The sequence below is a fragment of the Stenotrophomonas sp. Iso1 genome (assembly GCF_027497995.1).
GTDB lineage: Bacteria > Pseudomonadota > Gammaproteobacteria > Xanthomonadales > Xanthomonadaceae > Stenotrophomonas.
On sequence record NZ_JAODBT010000001.1, the window covers coordinates 611,533 to 630,714 of the forward strand.

Sequence of the window (19,182 nt, forward strand, 5' to 3'; positions counted from 1 at the left end):
CACGAATCGCTCCGGCACCAATGCAACGGAATCAGGAGCGAGGGTGTTCCGGTGCTGCCGGTACCAGTGCGTAGTCATCAATGGCCAGCAACTCGGCATGGCTGAGCCAGGCGCGGATTTCCAGGTCATCAATCTCGTGATCCAGCCCAAGCGGCATGCTGATGCGGCCTTCGCTGTCGGCCTGCACCCATTGCTGGGCCACCACCACCTGACGGCTGGACGACACCGCCTCCACCCAGAACCCACGCTGCGGTCGCTGCGCGGCATACAACTCCAGCATGTATTGACCGGGGCCGGTATGGCGCGGCTGCCGGCTGATCATACGTGATTGACGCACGCTCGGGCGCGGGCCGGTGAACGCCTGCAACGGCGCATCAATGGCGATACCCCGGCGCAACTGATCGTCGCGGAACAGGCGCATGCCCTGGTCGCTGTCCACCAGCAGGGCGCACCATTGACCGTCGGCCGAGCCGTCCTCGAATGCCGTGCAACGGTCCACGTAAGCCAGACGATGTTGTGGGTCGGCCTCCTCGAACTTGCGCGAGGTGTTTTCCAGATACATCGATTTCAGCTGCCACTCCTGGTCGTATTCCAGCAATACCGGCGGCTGCACTTTCTGCACACCCACCAGCACCTGTTCCTGATCCAGCCGCAGCATGCGTGTCTGCTCACCCAGCCACAACGAGCGGGAGAAAGCGTGATAACGCGCGTAATCGCGGCTATCGGCCTTCAATGCGGCGACGCTGGCGCTGGGCGCGCGCGGCGAAGCCAGCAGGGAGCGGCCGAAGCCGATTGCATCAATGGCCGGGTCCAGCAGCTGCAATGCAGTGGCGCCCGAATCCAGTGTGGTGCCGGCGTGGGCGGTCACCTGACGCGGCGCGATGTCCTTGCCGAGGAACAGCAGCAGGTTTTCGCGGCGCATGTCTTTCAGCACGTGGCTCAGGTCGTTGGGCATGGCCAGGTGATCGGAGGCCAGCACCACCAGTGTGTTCTCGCCGAACTCGCTGGAACGGATGCGATCCACCAGCTGCGAGATCAACCGGTCACTGCATTTCAGTGCGCGCAGCAGGCCGATGTTGCCGTGCTGGCTGCGATAGCGCGTGCCCTTGCAGGCCACTGGCAGGTGTCCGGCCGGGTGGTGTGTGTCCATCGTCAAGGCGGTAAGCATGAAGGGCTGGCCTGCCCGCGACAGTTCCAGGAAGCGGTCGAACGCGCGGTCCAGCAGCACGTCGTCATGCAGGCCCCAGTTGGAGAAATGCGAGCGAGCAATTTTCTGCTGGTTGAACCAGGCCAGGTCGCGGACATCGTCGAAGCCATGCGTGGACAGGAAATCGGCCTTGGCCGCGAACTGGCCGTTGGCACCGCCCATGTAGTGATTGCTATAGCCCTGCTGCTTCAGGTAATCGCCCAGGCAGAAGGCTTCGGGCAGGAAGCTGCCCATGCGTCCCATGCTGTTCTCATCGCCCTGCGCGGTGGTCAGCGGCACGCCGCACATGGATGACACCAAACCGGCAATGGTCCAGCCGCTGCCATCGGCCGAGGCGATGTCGCGGAAATCCAGTGCTTCTCCCGCCAGACGGCGGATGTTTGGCATCAGTCGCGGGAAGGTGTCTTCATCCAGATAGGTGCGTTCCAGGCTTTCACCGTAGATCCAGACGATGTTGGGGCGCTGCGCCAACGGCTTGCCGGGGATGCTGTATTCCGGTGCCACCGCGCTGTAATCCACCGGCTGCATCTGCTGATGAATGCGCTTGGCATCGCGGTACAACGGGCTGCTGACAAGCGTGGCAACGAGCAGTGCCGCAAAGCCGGCGAAAATCGGCACGCCATGGCGCGGCAGCCGCAGGCGGCGCACACGCAGCAGCAACAAGGGTGTCAGCGAGGCAAGCACCAAGGCCAGAAAGCCCAGAATGTAGGCACCGAAATCACCGACGCCAGCCCCTTCCATGTCACTGCGCAGGTGATAAAGCGTGGCCGAATTGATGCCGTCACCACTGAGCCGGTCAATCAGCCACCAGCTGCTCAACGCCAACAACAGCAGCGACAACAGACCTGCTTTGAGCTTTGCCAGCGTGGGCGAAAGCACTAGCAGAACAACCAGAACAGCCAGGTAAAACCAGATGATCCAATGCATGCGGCCACTTGGGTAGCGAAAGACGTAAGCGGGTGACCGTAGTCACCACGTCCCACCACAACGCCATGTCAGGCGTGTGACGAAAGGACGCCCGGATGGTGCCTGCACGAACCTGACTGAAATGTTTTCCAGTGAATGCAATTTTTAGTGAGAAAGCGTGAGAGAGAGCTGTAATGCGAAGTGCCCAACGCGCACGCATTCATTCACCGGCTCATTCGCGGGGGCGTCAACGGTGCCCACGTTCTTCGCGTACACGCGAGCGGGTGCGGTGATCAAACAGCAGGGCGCTGAGGATCAACCCCATGCCAATCACCACGCCCAGCAGAAACAACGCGATGGCGAAGGCCGGGTAGCCGAACAATGTGAAGCGCGTTGGCACCTGCATCATCAACGCGGAAGACAGCAGCAGCGCTGCGGTGATCAACCCGGCGGCGATGCGGTTGGCGACTTTCTGGATGTTCTCCATCAAGCGCGACTCCTCCAGTCCGGTGACTTTCATCTGCAGCCGGTTCTCGGCGACCAGACTGAGGATGTCGGACATGCGCCGTGGACCATCGCGCAGCAGTTGCTGCACTTCCATCGCCTCGCTGGCGAGGTTGGCCCGTGAGAGGGATTTGCGCAGGCGCGCGCGCATCACGTGCTGCAGCTGTTTCTCCACCACCTTGCGTGTATTGAGTTCTGGCGCCAGCACCTGGCACACGCTTTCCAAACTGAGCAACGCCTTGCCCAACAGGCTGAGCTCGGGCGGTGTACGCAGGTTGCTGCTGGTGGCGATGCGAACGATCTCCAATACCACGCGGCCTTCAGAGACGGTGCCGTTTGCCGCGTAGCGGGCGATCATCTGCCCGGTCTCGCGCAGATGGCGTTCCTCGTCGTAGTCCTCCAGGCGGGTGCTGATGGCGATGATTTCGTCGGCCACTTCCTCGCCACGGCCATCCACGGCAGCAAACAACAACTTGAGCAGGCGCTCGCGCAGCCGTGGCGGCACATGCGCCACCATGCCCAGGTCGAAGATGGCCAATTGCCCGTCGGGTGTGACCCGCAGATTGCCCGGATGTGGATCGGCATGTATCTCGCCGTGCACGAATATCTGGTCGAGATAGCCACGCACCAAGGCGGCGGCCAGCGGCAGCATCGACTGCTCGGTGCGGCGCACCTGCGGAATGGCATCCACGCGCACGCCCGGCACCAGCTCCATGGTCAGCACGCGGCGGCTGCACAGGTCCCACATCGGCTGCGGTACCCACAATTCTGGATACGGCGCCAGGTGCTCACCGAAGCGCGCAAGGCTGGCGGCCTCGGCTTCGTAATCCAGCTCCATGCGCAGGGTCTTGGCGAATTCATCCAACCAGTCGGAAAAGCGCACCTTGCGGCCGACGCGGGTGAGGTGGTCGGCGGCGGTGGCAAAGCTACGCAGCACGCCGATATCCGAACGCAGCTGCGCGGCGATGTCCGGTTTTTGTACCTTGATGGCCACCTCGCGGCCGTCACGCAGCTCAGCGCGATGCACCTGGGCGATGGAGGCACAGCCCAGCGGCACGGGGTCGAACGAGGCAAACAGTTTGTTGACCGATGCACCGAGGTCCTCCTCGATGATCGCGCGGATGTGCTCGACCGGGATGGGTGCCACTTTCTCCTGCATGCGCTCCAGCGCGGTCACGTACTCCGGCGGGATCATGTCCGGGCGGGTGGACAGCACCTGACCGAGCTTGACGAAGGTGGTGCCCAATGCCTCCAGGTCGGTAACGAACTGGGTGGGGCTGCCGGTGGCCGGTTGCCGGCCCAGGCGTGGCAATTCGCCGTCGAGCGAGATGCCCGAAAACACACCGGAGTTCCGGTAACGCAACAGCATCCGCACGATCTGCTGGCGCCGGTTCATGCCGCCGATGGTGGTGGGAACCTCGTTGCTGGTGGGTTCGTTCAAGCCGATACCTCCTGCAAAACAGGGGCCTTAGTGTGGCTGCGGGCAGGTTGGGGAAGGGTGAATGCAGGGCGGTCACGTCTATCGACGCATGAATGGGTGAGAATCCACCGGTCTATCCACTTTTAGGTGTCCCATGGCTGGAGCCAGCCTGTTTGCCCTGCTTGACGATATTGCCGCCCTGCTTGACGACGTCGCGGTCCTGACCAAGGTTGCGGCCAAAAAAACCGCAGGCGTGCTCGGCGACGACCTGGCGCTCAATGCGCAGCAGGTGACCGGCGTCAGCGCCAACCGCGAGTTGCCGGTGGTGTGGGCGGTGGCCAAGGGGTCGCTGGTCAACAAGGCCATCCTGGTACCGGCGGCGTTGGCCATCAGTGCGTGGCTGCCGTGGGCGATCACGCCGTTGATGATGATCGGCGGTGCCTTCCTCTGTTACGAGGGCGTGGAGAAACTGGCGCACAAATTCCTGCACTCAAAGGAAGAAGACCAGGCACACAAGGCCGAGCTGGTGAAGGTGCTGGCCGATGAAAAGGTCGATGTGATCGCTTGGGAGAAGGACAAGATCAAGGGCGCGGTGCGCACCGATTTCATCCTGTCGGCCGAGATCATCGTGCTGTCGCTGGGCGTGATATCCAATGCGCCGTTTGGCCAGCAGGTCGCGGCGCTGATCGCCATCGCGCTGGGCATGACGTTGTTCGTGTACGGCCTGGTGGCTGGCATCGTCAAACTGGACGACATCGGTGCCTGGCTGCTCGACAAAGGGCGCGCACTGGCAGCGGTGGGGCGCGGACTGCTGTATGCCACGCCGTGGCTGATGCGCGGCTTGTCGGTTGCTGGCACCGCTGCGATGTTCCTGGTCGGCGGCGGCATCCTGGTGCATGCCATACCGCCGTTGCATCACTTCGTGATCGGCCTGGCGCCGACGAATCTGGAATGGCTGGCCAACGGCCTGGGTAGCGTCGTGGTGGGCATCTTCATCGGCGCGGTGGTGCTGATGGTGGTGACGGCGTTCCAACGCATGCGCGGCGGTAAAGCCGCGGACTGACAGACCAGTGCCCGGGCAAGCGCAATGCTGCCCGGGCACGTAACGTTGCCGTTGTGGGCGCGCGATTTCTTTTCCGCGACGCGATGGCTTCTTCTACGTTGCAGAGCGGCATCCTCCGTACAGTCACGAATGATGCCGCTCAACGTGCAGCCGCTCAGTGCAGCTTGTCGCCGGCCAGCAGCTTGTTCCAACCGTCAATGCCCAACTTGTCGAGCGTTTCGATGTTGCGCTCGATGATCACATCGGGGTCCGGGAATGCGGCCACCGCGCGCTCCACGCTGTCTTCGCGCAGCAGGTGCAGGATGGGGTAGGGCGCGCGGTTGGTGTAGTTGCTCACGTCATCCGGCGCGGCTCCGGCGAACTGGTACTGCGGGTGGAAGCTGGCGACCTGCAGGATGCCCTGCAGATCCAGCGCTTCCACCGCCGCATCGGCGTTCTCCAGGAAGTCGTTGTACTCCAGGAAATCGGTCAACACGTCCGGATGGATGATCAACGTGGTGTCGGTCTGCTCGGCCGGAGTGTCGCGCAGCAGCGCCAGCTCTTCGACCAGTTGTTCCAGCAGGGCTTCAGGCGTACTGGCATCGCTGAGTACGAAGCGCACCTGCTGCTTGGTGTACACCGCTTTGGCGAAGGGGCACAGGTTCAGCCCGATGACGGCCTTCTCCAGCCAGTTCCGGGTGACGGCGAGCGGGTCGCCGGTGGGGGTGGTGGCGTCGTTCATGGTGGCCTTGCCTAGGTGCTGGGTGGGCAATTGTAGTGCCAGCCCGTGGCGAGGACCGCTTGACTGTCCATGGATGAAACAGCTGGCAGTGGTCAAACCGCTTCCGCGACAAGAGATTCGGCAATCGCCGTTGGTGGCCAATAGGCAAGCGATGTGGGCAGGCGTCCAATCGGCTGACTTATTTCCCCCAATGGAGTCCTGGACGATGGCAACGCAAGCACTTCTGCCGACCAAACTTTGGTCGGGCAAGCAATTCGATGGGCAATGGAGCGTCAGCGCGGCATTGTGGAATGTGGTCGAGCCGGCTACCGCTGCGTTGCTGGGCCAGGTGGCGCTTGCCGACCCGGCCCAGGTAGCGCGTTCAGCGGCGGTCGCAGCCCAGGCGCAACGCCTCTGGGCCGACGCACCCTACGAAACCCGGGCAGGCGTGCTGCGCCGTGCCGCCGCGCTGGCCGAAGCGCATGGGGACGAAATCAAGGATTGGCTGGTGCGCGAAGGCGGCTCTACCCGTTTCAAGGCCATCGCAGAATTCAGGGTGGCCACCCGTACGCTGCATGAGGCAGCCGCACTTCCATCGCGTGCGGTGGGTGAAGTCCTGCCGTCCGAGCCGGGGCGCTTGAGTCTGGCGCGGCGGCGTCCGCTGGGCGTGGTCGGGGTGATCTCCCCATTCAACTTCCCGCTCTACCTGGCCTTGCGCGCGGTGGCGCCGGCCCTGGCGCTGGGCAACGCGGTGGTGCTCAAGCCTGATCCGCGCACCAGCGTGTGCGGCGGCTTCGTCATTGCCCGCCTGTTTGAACTGGCCGGTCTGCCGGCCGGGCTGCTGCATGTGTTGCCGGGCGACGGTGCTGCGGGTGCTGCGCTCACTGCCGACCCCCATGTGCGCATGATCCAGTTCACCGGCTCCACCGAGGCCGGGCGCAAGGTAGGCGAGGCCGCTGGCAAGCACCTGAAGAAGGTGTCGCTGGAACTGGGCGGCAAGAACTCGCTGATTGTCCTGGACGATGCCGACGTGGATCTGGCCGTGGCCAACGCCGCCTGGGGTGCGTACCTGCATCAGGGGCAAATATGCATGGCCACTGGCCGTATCCTGGTACAGCGGGCTATCTATGCCCGCTTCCTGGAAAAACTTGTCACCAAGGCCAAGTCGCTGAAGACGGGTGATCCAGCCCGCGAAGAGGTCGCGTTGGGGCCGTTGATCAACGCCCAGCAACGGGACCATGCCGCACGCATCGTGGCCGATGCACAGGCCGCGGGTGCCGTGCTCGCGGCCGGCGGACACCACCGCGAGCTGTTCTTTGACGCAACGGTGTTGGCTGACGTAAACCGGGAAAATCCAGCATTTCGTGAAGAAATATTCGGGCCGGTAGCCGTGGTGGTGCCGTTCGATACGGAGGATGAAGCCGTGTCGCTGGCCAATGACACGGACTATGGATTGTCGATGGCGATCATCTCAAGCGACGTTGGGCGCGCGCTCAAACTGGGCGAGCGGTTGCACACCGGGCTTCTGCACATCAATGACCAGACGGTAAACGATGAGGTGATAAACCCGTTCGGCGGCGTCGGTGTGTCGGGTAACGGGACCAGCATCGGCGGGGCAGCCAACATTGATGAGTTCACCCAGTGGCAGTGGTTGACCATCAAGGGCCAGGCGCCCGCTTCTTACCCGCTGTGAGCCAGGAGCCGCACATGAACGCTGAAACAGCAGCGCGAGACATCACCGTAGCGGTGGTGCGAGCGAAAGAGCAGCCCTTCACCATCGAGCAGGCCCGTCTTCGCGGGCCGCGCAGTGACGAGGTGCTGGTGCGGGTCGTGGCTACCGGTCTTTGCCACACCGATCTGATCGTGCGGGACCAGCTTTACCCGGTACCGTTGCCGGTGGTGTTGGGCCATGAAGGCGCCGGCGTCATTGAAGCCGTGGGCCCGGAGGTGAAAGCTCTGAAGGTGGGCGACCACGTCGTGCTTACCTATGGCGTCTGCGGTCACTGCAAGCAATGCAGCAGCGGCCATGGCGCCTACTGCGAGGATTCTTACCAGCAGAATTTTGCTGGTGCTGGCGTCGATGGCTCCAACGCCATCGACGATGCGCAGGGGCAGCCACTGCATGATCATTTCTTCGGGCAATCCTCGTTTGCCACCTATGCCTTGGCACGGGAGAGCAATGCGGTGAAGGTGCCCGAAAAGGCCCCGCTGGAACTGCTGGGCCCCTTGGGGTGTGGCATCCAGACCGGTGCCGGTGCGGTGATCAATTCGTTGAAGGTGGTTGCCGGTAGCCACTTTGCTGCCTATGGCGCTGGGGCGGTGGGCCTCAGCGCGGTGATGGCTGCGCGCCTGGCCGGTGCGGCCATCATCATTGCCGTGGACGTGGTGCCGTCGCGGCTGGAGCTGGCCAAGGAGCTGGGCGCCACCCATGTCATCAACAGCCGCGAGCAGGACATCGTCGAAGCGGTGCATGCGATCAGCCCCGGCGGCGTGGATTTCGCACTGGAATCCACCGGTCGCGTGGACGTGCTGGAGCAGGGTGTCACCGCGCTGGCCAAGCTGGGTGTGATCGGCGTGGTGGGTGCTTCAAAGATGGGCACGCTGGCCAGTTTCGACGTCAACAATCTTATGATCGGCGGGCGTACCATCCGTGGCGTGGTCGAGGGCGACAGTGTGCCGCAGGTGTTCATCCCGCAATTGGTGGAGTTGTATTTGCAGGGCCGGTTTCCCTTCGACAAGCTGGTGAAGTTCTACCCCCTTGAGCAGATCAACCAGGCCGCTGAAGACAGCACGCGTGGGCTGACGCTCAAGGCGATTTTGAGGATGCCAGGATGACGCCAGGCGTCGGGGACCGGCGGTGGTCTCAACGGGTACACAACACGGATGCGGCGTTGCCGCTCCGGCACGAGGGCAATCCATGAACGGTGCGTTGTTGGAACACCAGGCGTTGTTGGTCAATGCACGGCGGGAGTTTTCGGCAGGCGCGCCCTTGCCGGAAAACCTGCTGGCGCCGCCGCTGCGGCGCTCATGGGAGCGCTTGCGCGCGTCCGGCATGCAGCAACACGAAACACCGCAGCTGCAGCCCAGGGTGGCACGGCCGCCGCAGTTGGAAGGCAATGCCGACCGCAGATTGGCGCGTTGCGCACAGCACGACATGGACCAGTTGTGGTCGGCATTTGGCGGTCGCCAATGGCTGATGATCTGCGCCAACACGCAGGGCATGATTGTGGCCCAGCGTGAGCACGGCCTGACGGATTCACCGTTGCTGCGCCCCATCCAGGTGGGGCGGCAATTGCGCGAGTCGCATCTTGGTACCACCGCACCCACCTGTGCGCTGGCCGAGGACACGCCAGCGCTGGTTCGCGGCAACGAGCACTATCTGGATCACTTCACCGCGATGTTCTGCCTGAGCGTGCCATTGCATGGGCTGGAGGGTGAAGTGACCGGAGTGCTCGACATCACCGGCCTTGGCGAGCGCAACCCGGATTGCTTGCTGGACTATTTCCGGCAGGCGGCGCTGTCCATCGAAAACCGTTTGCTGCAGGAATGCCGCCCGTGCCATTTGCTGGCGCTGCAGCACGATGTGCGTTGGTTGAATACGCCATTCCAGGGCTTGTTGGCCATCGAGGAAAGTGGGCGCGTTCGTGCCGCCAATCGTGTCGCGCGACGTCTGCTCGGTCTGCCGCGTCGAGGGCCATTGCCGGAGCTGACGTTGGACAGCTTGTTTGCGGGCGCCAATCTGCATCAGCGGCGTCGGTTGTTGCAGGCCGGGCCAGCGCGACGGGTGCGTGTTTCCGAGGACAGCGCATTGCAGGTGCAGTACCTGCGTGCGCCGGTATCGCGGCGCGGCAGCGTGGGCATCCCGGTGACCTCGCGCGATGCCGTCAAGGGTTCACTGCGTGCGCAGGGCATCCAGGCGGTGCGCGACGCGGTGGATAACCACCGCGGCAATGTCAGTGCGGCAGCACGCCGGCTGGGTATTTCGCGTACCACGCTGTACCGCAAACTGCAGCAGGGCGACTAACCCTGCTGCAGCGGTGGATCAATCGCGGAAATTGTCGAATTGCAGCGGCTGCTCGAACTCGCCTTTTTTCAACAGCGCCATGACTTCCTGCAGGTCATCGCGCTTTTTGCCGTTGACGCGCAGCTTGTCACCGTTGATCTGCGTGTCGACCTTGATCTTGGCTTCCTTGATCTTGGCAGCGATCTGCTTGGCCAACTTCTGCTCGATGCCCTGCTTGACGGTGACTTGCTGACGCGCACCGCCGAGGTTGGTTTCGATGTCGCCAAATTCCATGCAGCGGAAATCGATGTTCCGGGCAGCCAGGCGCAGGCGCAGGATGTCGGCCATCTGCTTGAGCTGGAAATCGGTTGGCGCGGTGAGCTTGATCAGCTTTTCGTCTTCCAGGTCGAACTTGGCATCCACGCCCTTGAAATCGAAGCGGGTGGCCAGCTCACGGTTGGCCTGGTCCAGGGCGTTGGCCAGCTCGTGCTTGTCAACTTCGGAAATGACGTCAAAGGAAGGCATGGGCCTGCTCCAATCAGTGAAAACAGCCCCCATTCTAGGCGAATACAGCCCTATCTCTCTTTCGCGGGGGGGTGCAGCTTGGCTTTGAAGCCCCCGCCGTTTGTCGCAGGCAAGGGGAGGGGGGGGACGGAAACCGATGCCCTGCAGGATAGTCCTCTCGGCACGAAGCACTGAACCTACCGGTTGCCTCGGGGATACCGGCTTTGGGCATGACAGCGGATAATCGGGCGCATGTCCCCAACCAAATCCCCTGCGCGCGCCATCGTCTGGATGCTGGCGGCAGTCGCCTTCTTTTCGCTGATGGATGCCGGCATGAAGATGCTGGCGGCCAGTTATCCCACCCTGCAGGTCACCATGCTGCGCGGCGCGGCGTCGTTGCCGTTCGTGCTGGTGTGGGTGCTTGCCTCCGCCGGGCCGCGTTCGATCATCCCGGTGCGCTGGGGCCTGCATCTGCTGCGTGGCGTGCTCGGCATGGTGATGATTGGCTGCTTCGTCTACGCGCTGCGCACGCTGCCATTGTCCACGGCTTACACCATCTATTTTGTCGCTCCGCTGTTGGTGGCGGCCTTGTCGGTGCCGCTGTTGGGCGAGCATGTCGGACCGCGTCGCTGGGTCGCGATCGGCATTGGCCTGGTCGGCGTGCTGGTGGTGCTGCGGCCGGGCGTGGACGGCATCATTTCCTTCCCCGGTTTGATGGTGCTGCTGGCGGCCACTGCCTATGCCATCGCGGCGGTTACGGTCAGCTTGCTGACCCGCACCGACACCCCGCAGTCGATGGTGGTGTGGTTCCTGCTGATCATGGCCATTGGCGCCGGTGTGCTGGCCTGGCCGGAATGGCGGCCGCTGCAATGGAAGCACGCGGCCTTGATCGCGGGCATGGGCTTGGCCGGGGCGCTGGGGCAGATCGCGCTGACCCGGGCGTTCCAGCTGGGCCAGGCCTCGATGATCGCGCCGCTGGAGTACACCGGCCTGGTCTGGGTGATCGGCTGGGATCTGCTGCTGTGGGACAAGCTGCCCGACCGCTGGACCTGGGCCGGCGCGGCCATCATCGTCGCCAGCGGCCTGTACCTGCTGCATCGCGAACGGGTGCAGCGGGCGCAGCGGCCGGATCAGATTGATCATCCCTGAGCGGGGGAGGCCATCCCGGTCTCCGGCATGGTTGGCCTCGGCTGCCGGCGGCGTCACTTAGAACCAAAAAGAATAAGATTCGCCGGTACAGCACGCGCGCCGGAGGGCCGGCGCTGCTAGGCTGCACGCCCCTTCTGACCCCCCGGTTGCCCTGGCAGTGATCGCGTTCCAGAACCTGCAAAAGTCCTACGTCGTCGACGGCCGCGCGATCACCGCGCTGCATCCGCTCGACCTGCAGATACAGGCCGGCGAAGTGTTCGGCATCATCGGCCACTCCGGCGCCGGCAAGTCGACCTTGATCCGCCTGATCAACCGTCTGGAAGAACCCAGCGGCGGTCGTGTGTTGATTGAAGGCGAGGACGCCACCGCGCTGGACGCCGATGGCCTGCGTGCGCTGCGCCGCCGGATCGGCATGATCTTCCAGCACTTCAACTTGCTGTCGGCGCGTACCGTAGCTGACAACGTCGCCTTCCCGCTGGAACTGGCCGGCACGCCCAAGGCTGAAATCGACGCCCGCGTGGCCGAACTGCTGCGCACTGTTGGCCTGGAGGCACATGCGGGCAAGTACCCGGCGCAGTTGTCCGGTGGGCAGAAGCAGCGCGTCGGCATTGCCCGCGCCCTGGCGACGCGCCCGCAGATTCTGCTGTGTGACGAGGCCACCAGCGCGCTTGACCCGCAGACCACCGCAGCGGTGCTGTCGTTGCTGGGCAAGATCAACCGCGAGCTGGGCCTGACCATCGTGCTGATCACCCACGAGATGGATGTGATCCGTCGCGTCTGCGACCGCGTGGCGGTTCTCGATGCAGGGCATCTGGTGGAAATGGGCCCGGTGACGGAGGTGTTTCTGCACCCGAAGCACCCGACCACGCGCCGCTTCGTGTCGGAATCCGAGCATGTGGACGAGGGCGAGCAATTGCAGAGCTACGCCGCTGTCGGTGGCCGCATCATGCGCCTGACCTTCCTCGGCAATGACACCTATGAACCCCTGCTCGGGCACATCGCCCGCGAGACCGGGGTGGACTACAACATCCTGTCCGGCCGTATCGACCGGATCAAGGACACGCCCTACGGCCAGCTCACCGTCGCTTTGGTGGGCGGTGACCAGAACGCAGCGCAGGCTGCCTTCGTCGCGGCTGGGGTGCACGTGGAGGAACTACGTCGATGATTCTTGCAACTGCAGGCGGTTTCTTCCGCCATCTGGATGCTGGCAAATGGGCCGACATCGGTCAGGCCACCGTCGACACGCTGTTGATGCTGGCCGGCTCGTTGCCGCTGACCATGGCCATCGGCTTGCCGCTGGGCGTGCTGCTGTTCCTCACCGGTTCCCCGCAGCTGCATCGCAAACCAGTGGTCTACGGCGTGTTGGCGCTGCTGGTGAACCTGCTGCGCTCGGTGCCTTTCATCATTTTGATGATCGTGTTGATTCCGGTGACGCTGGGGTTGATGGGCACCTCGCTGGGTGTGCGCGGCGCGATCCTGCCGCTGGTCGTGGGCGCCGCGCCGTTCTACGCACGCCTGGTGGAAACCGCGCTGCGTGAAGTGGACCGGGGTGTCATCGAGGCCAGCCAGGCCATGGGTGCGACCACCCAACAGCTCGTTTTCAAAGTGCTGCTGCCCGAAGCACGACCGGGCCTGATTGCCGGTGCCACCGTCACCACCATTGCCCTGATCGGCTTCACCGCCATGGGCGGCGCCATCGGTTCCGGTGGTCTGGGCGATCTGGCGTTCCGTGATGGCTACCAGCGTTCGCACACCGATGTGGCGCTGGTCACGGTGGTTCTGCTGCTGGTACTGGTGCAGGTGCTGCAGATGATCGGCGACCGTCTGGTCACGCATTACAGCCGCAAGTAAGCGCAGCCGGCCGCGCATCGTCTGCACGGTCGGCCTGTTACGGTGTATGCCGTTCGTCCTTCCCCACAGGATTCTGATTCCAATGAACAAGCTGCTCGCTCTTTCCCTGTTCGCTGCCACGCTGGCGCTTTCGGCCTGCGGCAAGCCGGTTGCTGATGATTCCAGGCTTGTCGTGGCTGCCACTGCCGTGCCGCACGCCGAGATTCTGGACGTGGTCAAGCCGCTGCTGGATAAAGAAGGCATCAAGCTCGACGTGCGCGTGTTCAACGATTACGTGCAGCCCAACGACCAGTTGGTGCAGAAGCAGGTAGATGCCAACTACTTCCAGACCGAGCCGTATCTGGACGCCTACAACCGTGACCGCAAGACCACGTTGGTTACCGTCACCGGCGTGCACATCGAACCGTTCGGTGCCTATTCGCGCCGCATCAAATCGCTGGCCGACTTGCCCGATGGCGCCGATGTGGTCATCCCCAATGACCCGAGCAACAACAGCCGCGCGCTGATCCTGTTGGACACCGCAGGCGTCATCAAGCTCAAGGACGCCACCAACGCGCTCTCCACCCAGCGCGACATCGTTGAGAACCCCAAGCAGCTCAAGTTCCGCGAGCTGGATTCGGCAATGCTGCCGCGTGTGCTCGACCAGGTAGATCTGGCGTTGATCAACACCAACTACGCACTTGATGCCGGCCTCAACCCGACCAAGGACGCGCTGGCCATTGAAAGCAGCGATTCGCCGTACGTGAACTTCCTGGTCTCGCGCAGCGACAACAAGGACGACCCCCGCGTGCAGAAGCTCGCCAAGGCGCTGACCAGCCCGGAAGTGAAGGCCTTCATCGAACAGAAGTACAAAGGCGCGGTACTGCCGGCGTTCTGAAAAAACCGCCCACGATAGTGCCGGCCGAACAAACCGGCTCCCGCCGCGCCCCGCCATGCTCGGCGAGTGGCATCGAGGTAACAACTTTGCGGAATATGGCTCCGTGTTACCTCCCGTCAGATGGCATTGCCGGCTGGGATAATCCCGGTCGGCAATGATCTTTGCAGGCCTTTCGCCTACACGGTGACGACAGGCCAGGGCCTAATCTTCCCGTCACGCGATGGCGGATATTCCCTTCCGGTTTGCCGCCGTATCCCTGCACAAGCAATCGCCGCATGCGCGTTGATCGCGCGCGGCGTCAACGGATCAATCTGCCATGCCACTGCTTCTTGCTCTGCCATTCGCCTTGCTGGTGTTTCTGGCGATCTTGCTGATGCTGCTGCCGCTATCACTGTGGCAACGCTTCCGCAGCAGCGGTGCACGCCGCCAGGCGCGGCCGTGGCTGATCACTTTCAATCTGTGGGGCACGCTGGTGTCCACGGTTCTGTTCATCATTTTTGCCGCCATAGCCGGTGTCTGGTGGCCGGGCGCCTGGGCCCATGCCGCACTGGGCTGGTTGGCGGGGCTCGCGCTGGGCGCGTTGGGTTATGCATTGACCCGCTTCGAGGCCGGTACGGAGACGCTGTTCTACAAGCCCAACACCTGGCTGGTGTTGGGGCTGACCTTGATGATCCTGGTGCGTGTCGTGGCGGGCATGGTGCAAGGTTGGCAAGCCTCGATGAGCGGCGTGCCATGGCCACAGAGCGGCTGGCTCAGCCATGCCGGCTTGCTGGCAATGGCCGCGGTGCTGCTGGGCTATGCCGGCATGTACGCGCTGTTGCTGCGCCGTAGGGTGAGGCACCACCAGCGCTATCGCAGTTACAACCGCAGTCCGCGCTGAGCAGCAGGACGTGCGGCGGTTGCGGAAGCGGTGCAAACCGCCAGGTCACCGCAGCGGAAGCAGCTCATGCACCACTGCAGTGGTCGGGTGCGAGGGCAGCATGGCGGCAGGGCCGCGCAGCCATTACGCTGACGCCACGGTTCTGGGAGGTCGTGCAATGGGTGTGTTGAGTTTTTTTGGGCGGCGCCTGGCGCATTTTTTGGCGCAACCCCGCCGCAATCAGGCGCGGCCTTCTACCAGCGATCCTGCATTGTTGTTGCGTACGTTGCGGCGCGGTGATGTGTTGCTGGTGGAAGGCAACAGCCGTTTTTCCACCGCGATCAAATATCTCAGCCAATCCACGTGGTCGCATGCGGCGCTGTACATCGGCGAGGAGCCGCTGGTGGAGGGTGGCAAGCCGCAGCCGATGATGATCGACGTGGATGTGGAACAGGGCGTGCGGCGGATCCCGCTCAGCGAGTTCGCCCAACAGCACACCCGCATCTGCCGGCCGCAGGGGCTGGCGCCGGCGGTGGTCGAGCAACTGGTGGGTTTCATGCGTGCCCGTATCGGTTACAGCTATGACCTGAAGAACGTATTCGACCTGGCCCGCTATCTCATCCGGCAACCACCGGTGCCTGGGCATATGCGTCGGCGTTTGATAGCGCTGGGCAGTGGCGAGCCGACCAAGGCGATCTGTTCGACGCTGTTGGCGCAGGCTTTCGAGTCGATTCGCTATCCGATCCTGCCAGAGATTGAAACGGTGTCGGCGCAGGCGGGCGCTCGACAGCAGCGACAGGAAATCCTGCACATCCGCAACTACAGCCTCTACACCCCACGTGACTTCGACGTGTCGCCATTCTTCGACATCGTCAAACCACGGCTGCAGACCAACTTCGACTATCTCGCCCTGCAATGGAGCGACGATGGCAGCCCGTGATCTGGAGGGACGTCGCATGGCCTGGGCGAACCTCATGGGAAGGGCCTTGGTCGCAAAGCTGGCAATCCACAGTGTCCGCACCTTCGGCCCATGCACAATCGTGCGCGGCCATGTTTTTACGAACATCACGGCCAAGCCCGCTTCTGCAGACACGGCAGCTTTGTAAAACAAAACAGGCACGGATCGCGAACGATCCGTGCCTGTCGATGTAACGCTTACCGCTTGGCTGCAGCAATCAGAAACGTGCGCCGATGCCGAAGCCAACGGTCCACGGATCCATCTTCAACTCTTCGGCGCTCTGGCCGCCAACACGCAGGTCCGGGCGGGCATGCATGTAACGTGCGTCGGCACGGGCGAACCAGGTGGAGTTGATGTTCATGTCCACACCGACGGTGCCGATCGCACCCTTCGCGGTCTCGACGCCGACATGGTTGCCGCTGTCAGACAGGCCATCGATCTTCTCGTTGCTGAAGTTCGACTCGTAGTAGCCCAGGCCCACGAACGGACGGAAGGTGTTGTCCGCTGCACCGAAGTGGTACTGCGCACTCAGCGCAATCGGCTGCTGCTCAACGGTACCGGCCTTTGCGCCGCCATCGGTACGCACGCGGTGATTGAACTTGTCCACCGCGCCCCACAGTTCAACGGCGATGTTGTCGTTGAAGTAGTAGCTGGCGCTGACGGTCGGTGCCGGGCCACCATCGAACTTGTCGATGCCGTTGATCGGGTCGCTCTTGGGCTGCAGCAAGGTGATGCCACCCACTACAGCGAAATGCTTGCCCGAAGCGGTATCGCCGCTGGCATCCTGCGCAAACGCAGTGGAAGACAGTGCAAGCGCACCAACGGTGGCAAGGCTCAGAATTTTGATCGAACGCATAACAGACTCCTCAGTCTCACTATCGGGACTATCGTTGTTGTCGAGGCCCTCGTTGCGGGGCGTGTAGACCGTAGCGATGCGAAGATGAATCGCGCTGTACGCAGGGAGATTTCGCTATGTTTGTGTTCAGCAAAATTGAGAAGAATCCTATGGACACATGTGTGCGCAGAAAAATGTTGTTCACGAAGTTGTGGTGCATGTGATGAGCGGAGTGATCCTGCAGGGATTGCCTGCGCAAGTAGATTCGCAATGTCGCGTGCTGGTACTGGGCTCGATGCCGGGTGCGATCTCTTTGCATGCGTCGCGCTACTACGCGCATCCGCGCAATCGCTTCTGGCCGCTGATGGCAACGTTGTGCGGATTTGATGCAGCGTTGGACTACACGCAACGCATGCAGTATCTGCAACACGCAGGTGTCGGCCTGTGGGATGTCATCGGCCAATGTCAACGCAGCGGTAGTCTGGATGCGGCAATCGTGCGCGGCAGCGAAGTTGCCAACCCATTGCCTGCGTTGATTGCGGACCTGCCTGCACTGGAGGTCATCGCCTGCAACGGCGGCGCGGCACATGCTGCGTTCCAACGGTGGGTGCGACCGGCTTTGCCGGTTGTGGCGGTTGCGCTGCCGGTGTTGGCGCTGCCATCGACCAGCCCGGCCAATGCGGCGTGGTCATTGCCACGCCTGCGGGAGGCATGGGGCCAGCTGCGGCCGTGGCTGGATGCATCGGAACCGCCCACTGCGCGGCCCTGTGGCGGCTGACCGGGCAGGACATCGGGGACAACCGGCAAGTCACGCGGTGTGAATCCCGTCGCGGCAAGCCTGAAGCCCCACCGGCTGTGGCTTGCGCCTGACCGGGGACATACGCAGGCGAATTCAGCGGTAGCGGTTGGCGCTGCGGCCCGGTGACGCCACAATAGAGGATTCCCTCACTGTTGCTGGAGTAGTTTCATGGCCGAAATCAAGGAAGCACTTGTCCCCGATATCGGTGACTACAGCGACATTCCGGTGATCGAAGTGCTGGTCGCCGTCGGCGATACGGTCAAGAAGGACCAGGGCCTGGTCACGTTGGAATCGGACAAGGCCACGATGGAAGTGCCTTCGTCGGTGTCTGGCGTGGTCAAGGAAATCAAGGTCAAGGTGGGCGACAACCTGTCTGAGGGCAAGGTCGTGGCGCTGATCGAAGTGGCCGAGGAGGACGCAAAGCCAGCCGCTGCCGCTGCCCCGGCTGCCCCGGCCAAGGTGGAAGCGACCGCCGAAACCGGCGCCAAGGTCGAACCGGTAGCCGTGGCGCCGGTGCCGGACAAGCTGGCCCAGCGCGAAATCCAGCAGGAAGCCGCATTGCCGGCCAGCAAGCCGGCCAGCCCGCCGGTGCAGTTCAATGCGGAAGGCGTGTTGCCGTCCAAGGTGCCGTATGCCAGCCCGGCGGTGCGCGTGTTCGCCCGTGAGCTGGGCGTCGACCTAGACCAGGTGTCGGGCACCGAAAAGGGTGGCCGTATCACCAAGGAGGACGTGCAGAAGTTCGTCAAGGGCGTGCTTACCGGCGGCGTTTCGGTTGCCGGCGCTGCGCCGGTGGCAGCCGGTGGTGGCCTGAACCTGCTGCCATGGCCGAAGGTGGACTTCAGCAAGTTCGGCGAGGTCGAAGTCCAGCCGTTGTCGCGGATCAAGAAGATTTCCGGTGCCAACCTGGCCCGCAACTGGGCAATGATTCCGCACGTCACTCAGTTCGAACAGGCCGACATCACCGACCTGGAAGCCCTGCGCGTGGCGCTGAACAAGGAAAACGAGAAGGCCGGCATCAAGCTGACCATGCTTGCCTTCCTGGTCAAGGCCAGTGCCGCGGCGCTGAAGAAATTCCCCGAGTTCAACGCCTCGCTGGATGCCAGCGGCGAAAACCTCACGCTGAAGAAGTACTTCAACATCGGCTTCGCTGCCGACACCCCGAGTGGTCTGGTCGTCCCGGTCATCCGCGACGTCGACAAGAAGGGTGTGGTGCAGATCGCGCAGGAATCCGGCGAGCTGGCCAAGAAGGCGCGTGACGGCAAGTTGGGCCCGGCTGACATGAGTGGCGGTTGCTTCTCGATCAGCTCGCTGGGTGGCATTGGCGGCACCGCGTTCACTCCGATCGTCAATGCGCCGGAAGTGGCCATCCTTGGTGTGTCCAAGTCGTCGATCCAGCCGGTCTGGAACGGCAAGGAATTCGCGCCGAAGCTGATGCTGCCGTTGTCGCTGAGCTACGACCACCGCGTCATCGATGGTGCGTTGGCGGCGCGTTTCACCACCTACCTGTCGCAGGTGCTGGCCGACATGCGTCGCGTCCTGCTGTGATG

The 19,182-nt window shown here is 63.2% G+C and carries 16 protein-coding genes and 1 pseudogene; 12 read left to right on the forward strand and 5 right to left on the reverse strand.

Translation table 11 applies throughout. The annotated features are described in order from the left end of the window. Positions 1-31: 31 nt before the first annotated feature. Positions 32-2,134: a phosphoglycerol transferase I gene (locus tag PAN08_RS02460; RefSeq protein ID WP_269789971.1), complete on the reverse strand. Its 2,103-nt coding sequence runs from the start codon at positions 2,132-2,134 to the stop codon at positions 32-34. A gap of 226 nt (positions 2,135-2,360) precedes the next feature. Then, positions 2,361-4,022 (reverse strand): annotated as a pseudogene (locus tag PAN08_RS02465) (AarF/UbiB family protein); the annotation flags it as partial. A 169-nt stretch (positions 4,023-4,191) separates the two neighbouring features. On the opposite strand from PAN08_RS02465, the gene PAN08_RS02470 reads away from it, so the two are divergent. Continuing rightward, entirely contained in the window at positions 4,192-5,100 is a 909-nt protein-coding gene (locus PAN08_RS02470) for a DUF808 domain-containing protein (protein ID WP_269789972.1), read from the forward strand. A gap of 154 nt (positions 5,101-5,254) precedes the next feature. Here the strand turns inward: PAN08_RS02470 and PAN08_RS02475 are convergent, their stop codons facing one another. Next, positions 5,255-5,821, reverse strand: a complete 567-nt coding sequence (locus PAN08_RS02475; protein WP_269789973.1) for a DUF1415 domain-containing protein — start codon at positions 5,819-5,821, stop codon at positions 5,255-5,257. 205 nt (positions 5,822-6,026) lie between these two features. Here PAN08_RS02475 and PAN08_RS02480 point away from each other — a divergent pair, with 205 nt between their 5' ends. The 3 genes from PAN08_RS02480 to PAN08_RS02490 all read left to right on the forward strand — a co-directional run bounded on the left by PAN08_RS02480 (position 6,027) and on the right by PAN08_RS02490 (position 9,824). Beyond that, positions 6,027-7,493 carry a benzaldehyde dehydrogenase gene (locus PAN08_RS02480; RefSeq protein ID WP_269789974.1) on the forward strand — a complete coding sequence of 489 codons (1,467 nt, stop codon included), beginning with the start codon at positions 6,027-6,029 and terminating at the stop codon, positions 7,491-7,493. Positions 7,494-7,507: 14 nt separating this feature from the next. Next, positions 7,508-8,635 carry an NAD(P)-dependent alcohol dehydrogenase gene (locus PAN08_RS02485; protein ID WP_269789975.1) on the forward strand — a complete coding sequence of 376 codons (1,128 nt, stop codon included), beginning with the start codon at positions 7,508-7,510 and terminating at the stop codon, positions 8,633-8,635. Positions 8,636-8,717: 82 nt separating this feature from the next. Next, positions 8,718-9,824, forward strand: a complete 1,107-nt coding sequence (locus PAN08_RS02490) for a helix-turn-helix domain-containing protein (protein WP_269789976.1) — start codon at positions 8,718-8,720, stop codon at positions 9,822-9,824. A gap of 18 nt (positions 9,825-9,842) precedes the next feature. Here the strand turns inward: PAN08_RS02490 and PAN08_RS02495 are convergent, their stop codons facing one another. Then, complete coding sequence (locus tag PAN08_RS02495; RefSeq protein ID WP_269789977.1) at positions 9,843-10,328, reverse strand: YajQ family cyclic di-GMP-binding protein; 486 nt, start codon at positions 10,326-10,328, stop codon at positions 9,843-9,845. 231 nt (positions 10,329-10,559) lie between these two features. On the opposite strand from PAN08_RS02495, the gene PAN08_RS02500 reads away from it, so the two are divergent. From PAN08_RS02500 to PAN08_RS02525, 6 genes are all read left to right on the forward strand, one after another. Then, complete coding sequence (locus tag PAN08_RS02500; protein WP_269789978.1) at positions 10,560-11,456, forward strand: DMT family transporter; 897 nt, start codon at positions 10,560-10,562, stop codon at positions 11,454-11,456. Between the two features lie 157 nt (positions 11,457-11,613). Beyond that, positions 11,614-12,621, forward strand: coding sequence for a methionine ABC transporter ATP-binding protein (locus PAN08_RS02505; RefSeq protein WP_269789979.1), 1,008 nt, complete (start codon positions 11,614-11,616; stop codon positions 12,619-12,621). Next, a complete protein-coding gene (locus tag PAN08_RS02510; protein WP_269789980.1) occupies positions 12,618-13,307 on the forward strand; it encodes a methionine ABC transporter permease in 690 nt (229 codons plus the stop codon). The genes PAN08_RS02505 and PAN08_RS02510 overlap by 4 nt, the downstream gene beginning before the upstream one ends. A gap of 82 nt (positions 13,308-13,389) precedes the next feature. Then, entirely contained in the window at positions 13,390-14,184 is a 795-nt protein-coding gene (locus PAN08_RS02515) for a MetQ/NlpA family ABC transporter substrate-binding protein (RefSeq protein WP_269789981.1), read from the forward strand. 316 nt (positions 14,185-14,500) lie between these two features. Continuing rightward, positions 14,501-15,064, forward strand: a complete 564-nt coding sequence (locus PAN08_RS02520) for a DUF1453 domain-containing protein (protein ID WP_269789982.1) — start codon at positions 14,501-14,503, stop codon at positions 15,062-15,064. 157 nt (positions 15,065-15,221) lie between these two features. Beyond that, complete coding sequence (locus PAN08_RS02525) at positions 15,222-15,983, forward strand: YiiX/YebB-like N1pC/P60 family cysteine hydrolase (RefSeq protein WP_269789983.1); 762 nt, start codon at positions 15,222-15,224, stop codon at positions 15,981-15,983. Positions 15,984-16,218: 235 nt separating this feature from the next. On the opposite strand, the gene PAN08_RS02530 is transcribed toward PAN08_RS02525, so the two are convergent. Then, a complete protein-coding gene (locus PAN08_RS02530) occupies positions 16,219-16,857 on the reverse strand; it encodes an OmpW family outer membrane protein (RefSeq protein ID WP_269789984.1) in 639 nt (212 codons plus the stop codon). A 202-nt stretch (positions 16,858-17,059) separates the two neighbouring features. On the opposite strand from PAN08_RS02530, the gene PAN08_RS02535 reads away from it, so the two are divergent. Together PAN08_RS02535 and aceF are read left to right on the forward strand one after the other, a co-directional pair. Next, a complete protein-coding gene (locus tag PAN08_RS02535) occupies positions 17,060-17,614 on the forward strand; it encodes a DNA-deoxyinosine glycosylase (RefSeq protein WP_269789985.1) in 555 nt (184 codons plus the stop codon). A 189-nt stretch (positions 17,615-17,803) separates the two neighbouring features. Beyond that, positions 17,804-19,180 (forward strand): dihydrolipoyllysine-residue acetyltransferase, encoded by a 1,377-nt coding sequence (gene aceF / locus PAN08_RS02540; RefSeq protein WP_269789986.1) that lies wholly within the window; start codon positions 17,804-17,806, stop codon positions 19,178-19,180. Positions 19,181-19,182: the final 2 nt, after the last annotated feature.

Excerpts from the sequence above, each read along its gene's own strand:
- PAN08_RS02460 (WP_269789971.1), bottom strand. The coding sequence starts at position 2,134 with ATGCATTGGATCATCTGGTTTTACCTGGCTGTTCTGGTTGTTCTGCTA.
- PAN08_RS02470 (WP_269789972.1), top strand. The coding sequence starts at position 4,192 with ATGGCTGGAGCCAGCCTGTTTGCCCTGCTTGACGATATTGCCGCCCTG.
- PAN08_RS02475 (WP_269789973.1), bottom strand. The coding sequence starts at position 5,821 with ATGAACGACGCCACCACCCCCACCGGCGACCCGCTCGCCGTCACCCGG.
- PAN08_RS02480 (WP_269789974.1), top strand. The coding sequence starts at position 6,027 with ATGGCAACGCAAGCACTTCTGCCGACCAAACTTTGGTCGGGCAAGCAA.
- PAN08_RS02485 (WP_269789975.1), top strand. The coding sequence starts at position 7,508 with ATGAACGCTGAAACAGCAGCGCGAGACATCACCGTAGCGGTGGTGCGA.
- PAN08_RS02490 (WP_269789976.1), top strand. The coding sequence starts at position 8,718 with ATGAACGGTGCGTTGTTGGAACACCAGGCGTTGTTGGTCAATGCACGG.
- PAN08_RS02495 (WP_269789977.1), bottom strand. The coding sequence starts at position 10,328 with ATGCCTTCCTTTGACGTCATTTCCGAAGTTGACAAGCACGAGCTGGCC.
- PAN08_RS02500 (WP_269789978.1), top strand. The coding sequence starts at position 10,560 with ATGTCCCCAACCAAATCCCCTGCGCGCGCCATCGTCTGGATGCTGGCG.
- PAN08_RS02510 (WP_269789980.1), top strand. The coding sequence starts at position 12,618 with ATGATTCTTGCAACTGCAGGCGGTTTCTTCCGCCATCTGGATGCTGGC.
- PAN08_RS02515 (WP_269789981.1), top strand. The coding sequence starts at position 13,390 with ATGAACAAGCTGCTCGCTCTTTCCCTGTTCGCTGCCACGCTGGCGCTT.
- PAN08_RS02520 (WP_269789982.1), top strand. The coding sequence starts at position 14,501 with ATGCCACTGCTTCTTGCTCTGCCATTCGCCTTGCTGGTGTTTCTGGCG.
- PAN08_RS02525 (WP_269789983.1), top strand. The coding sequence starts at position 15,222 with ATGGGTGTGTTGAGTTTTTTTGGGCGGCGCCTGGCGCATTTTTTGGCG.
- PAN08_RS02530 (WP_269789984.1), bottom strand. The coding sequence starts at position 16,857 with ATGCGTTCGATCAAAATTCTGAGCCTTGCCACCGTTGGTGCGCTTGCA.
- PAN08_RS02535 (WP_269789985.1), top strand. The coding sequence starts at position 17,060 with ATGAGCGGAGTGATCCTGCAGGGATTGCCTGCGCAAGTAGATTCGCAA.
- aceF (WP_269789986.1), top strand. The coding sequence starts at position 17,804 with ATGGCCGAAATCAAGGAAGCACTTGTCCCCGATATCGGTGACTACAGC.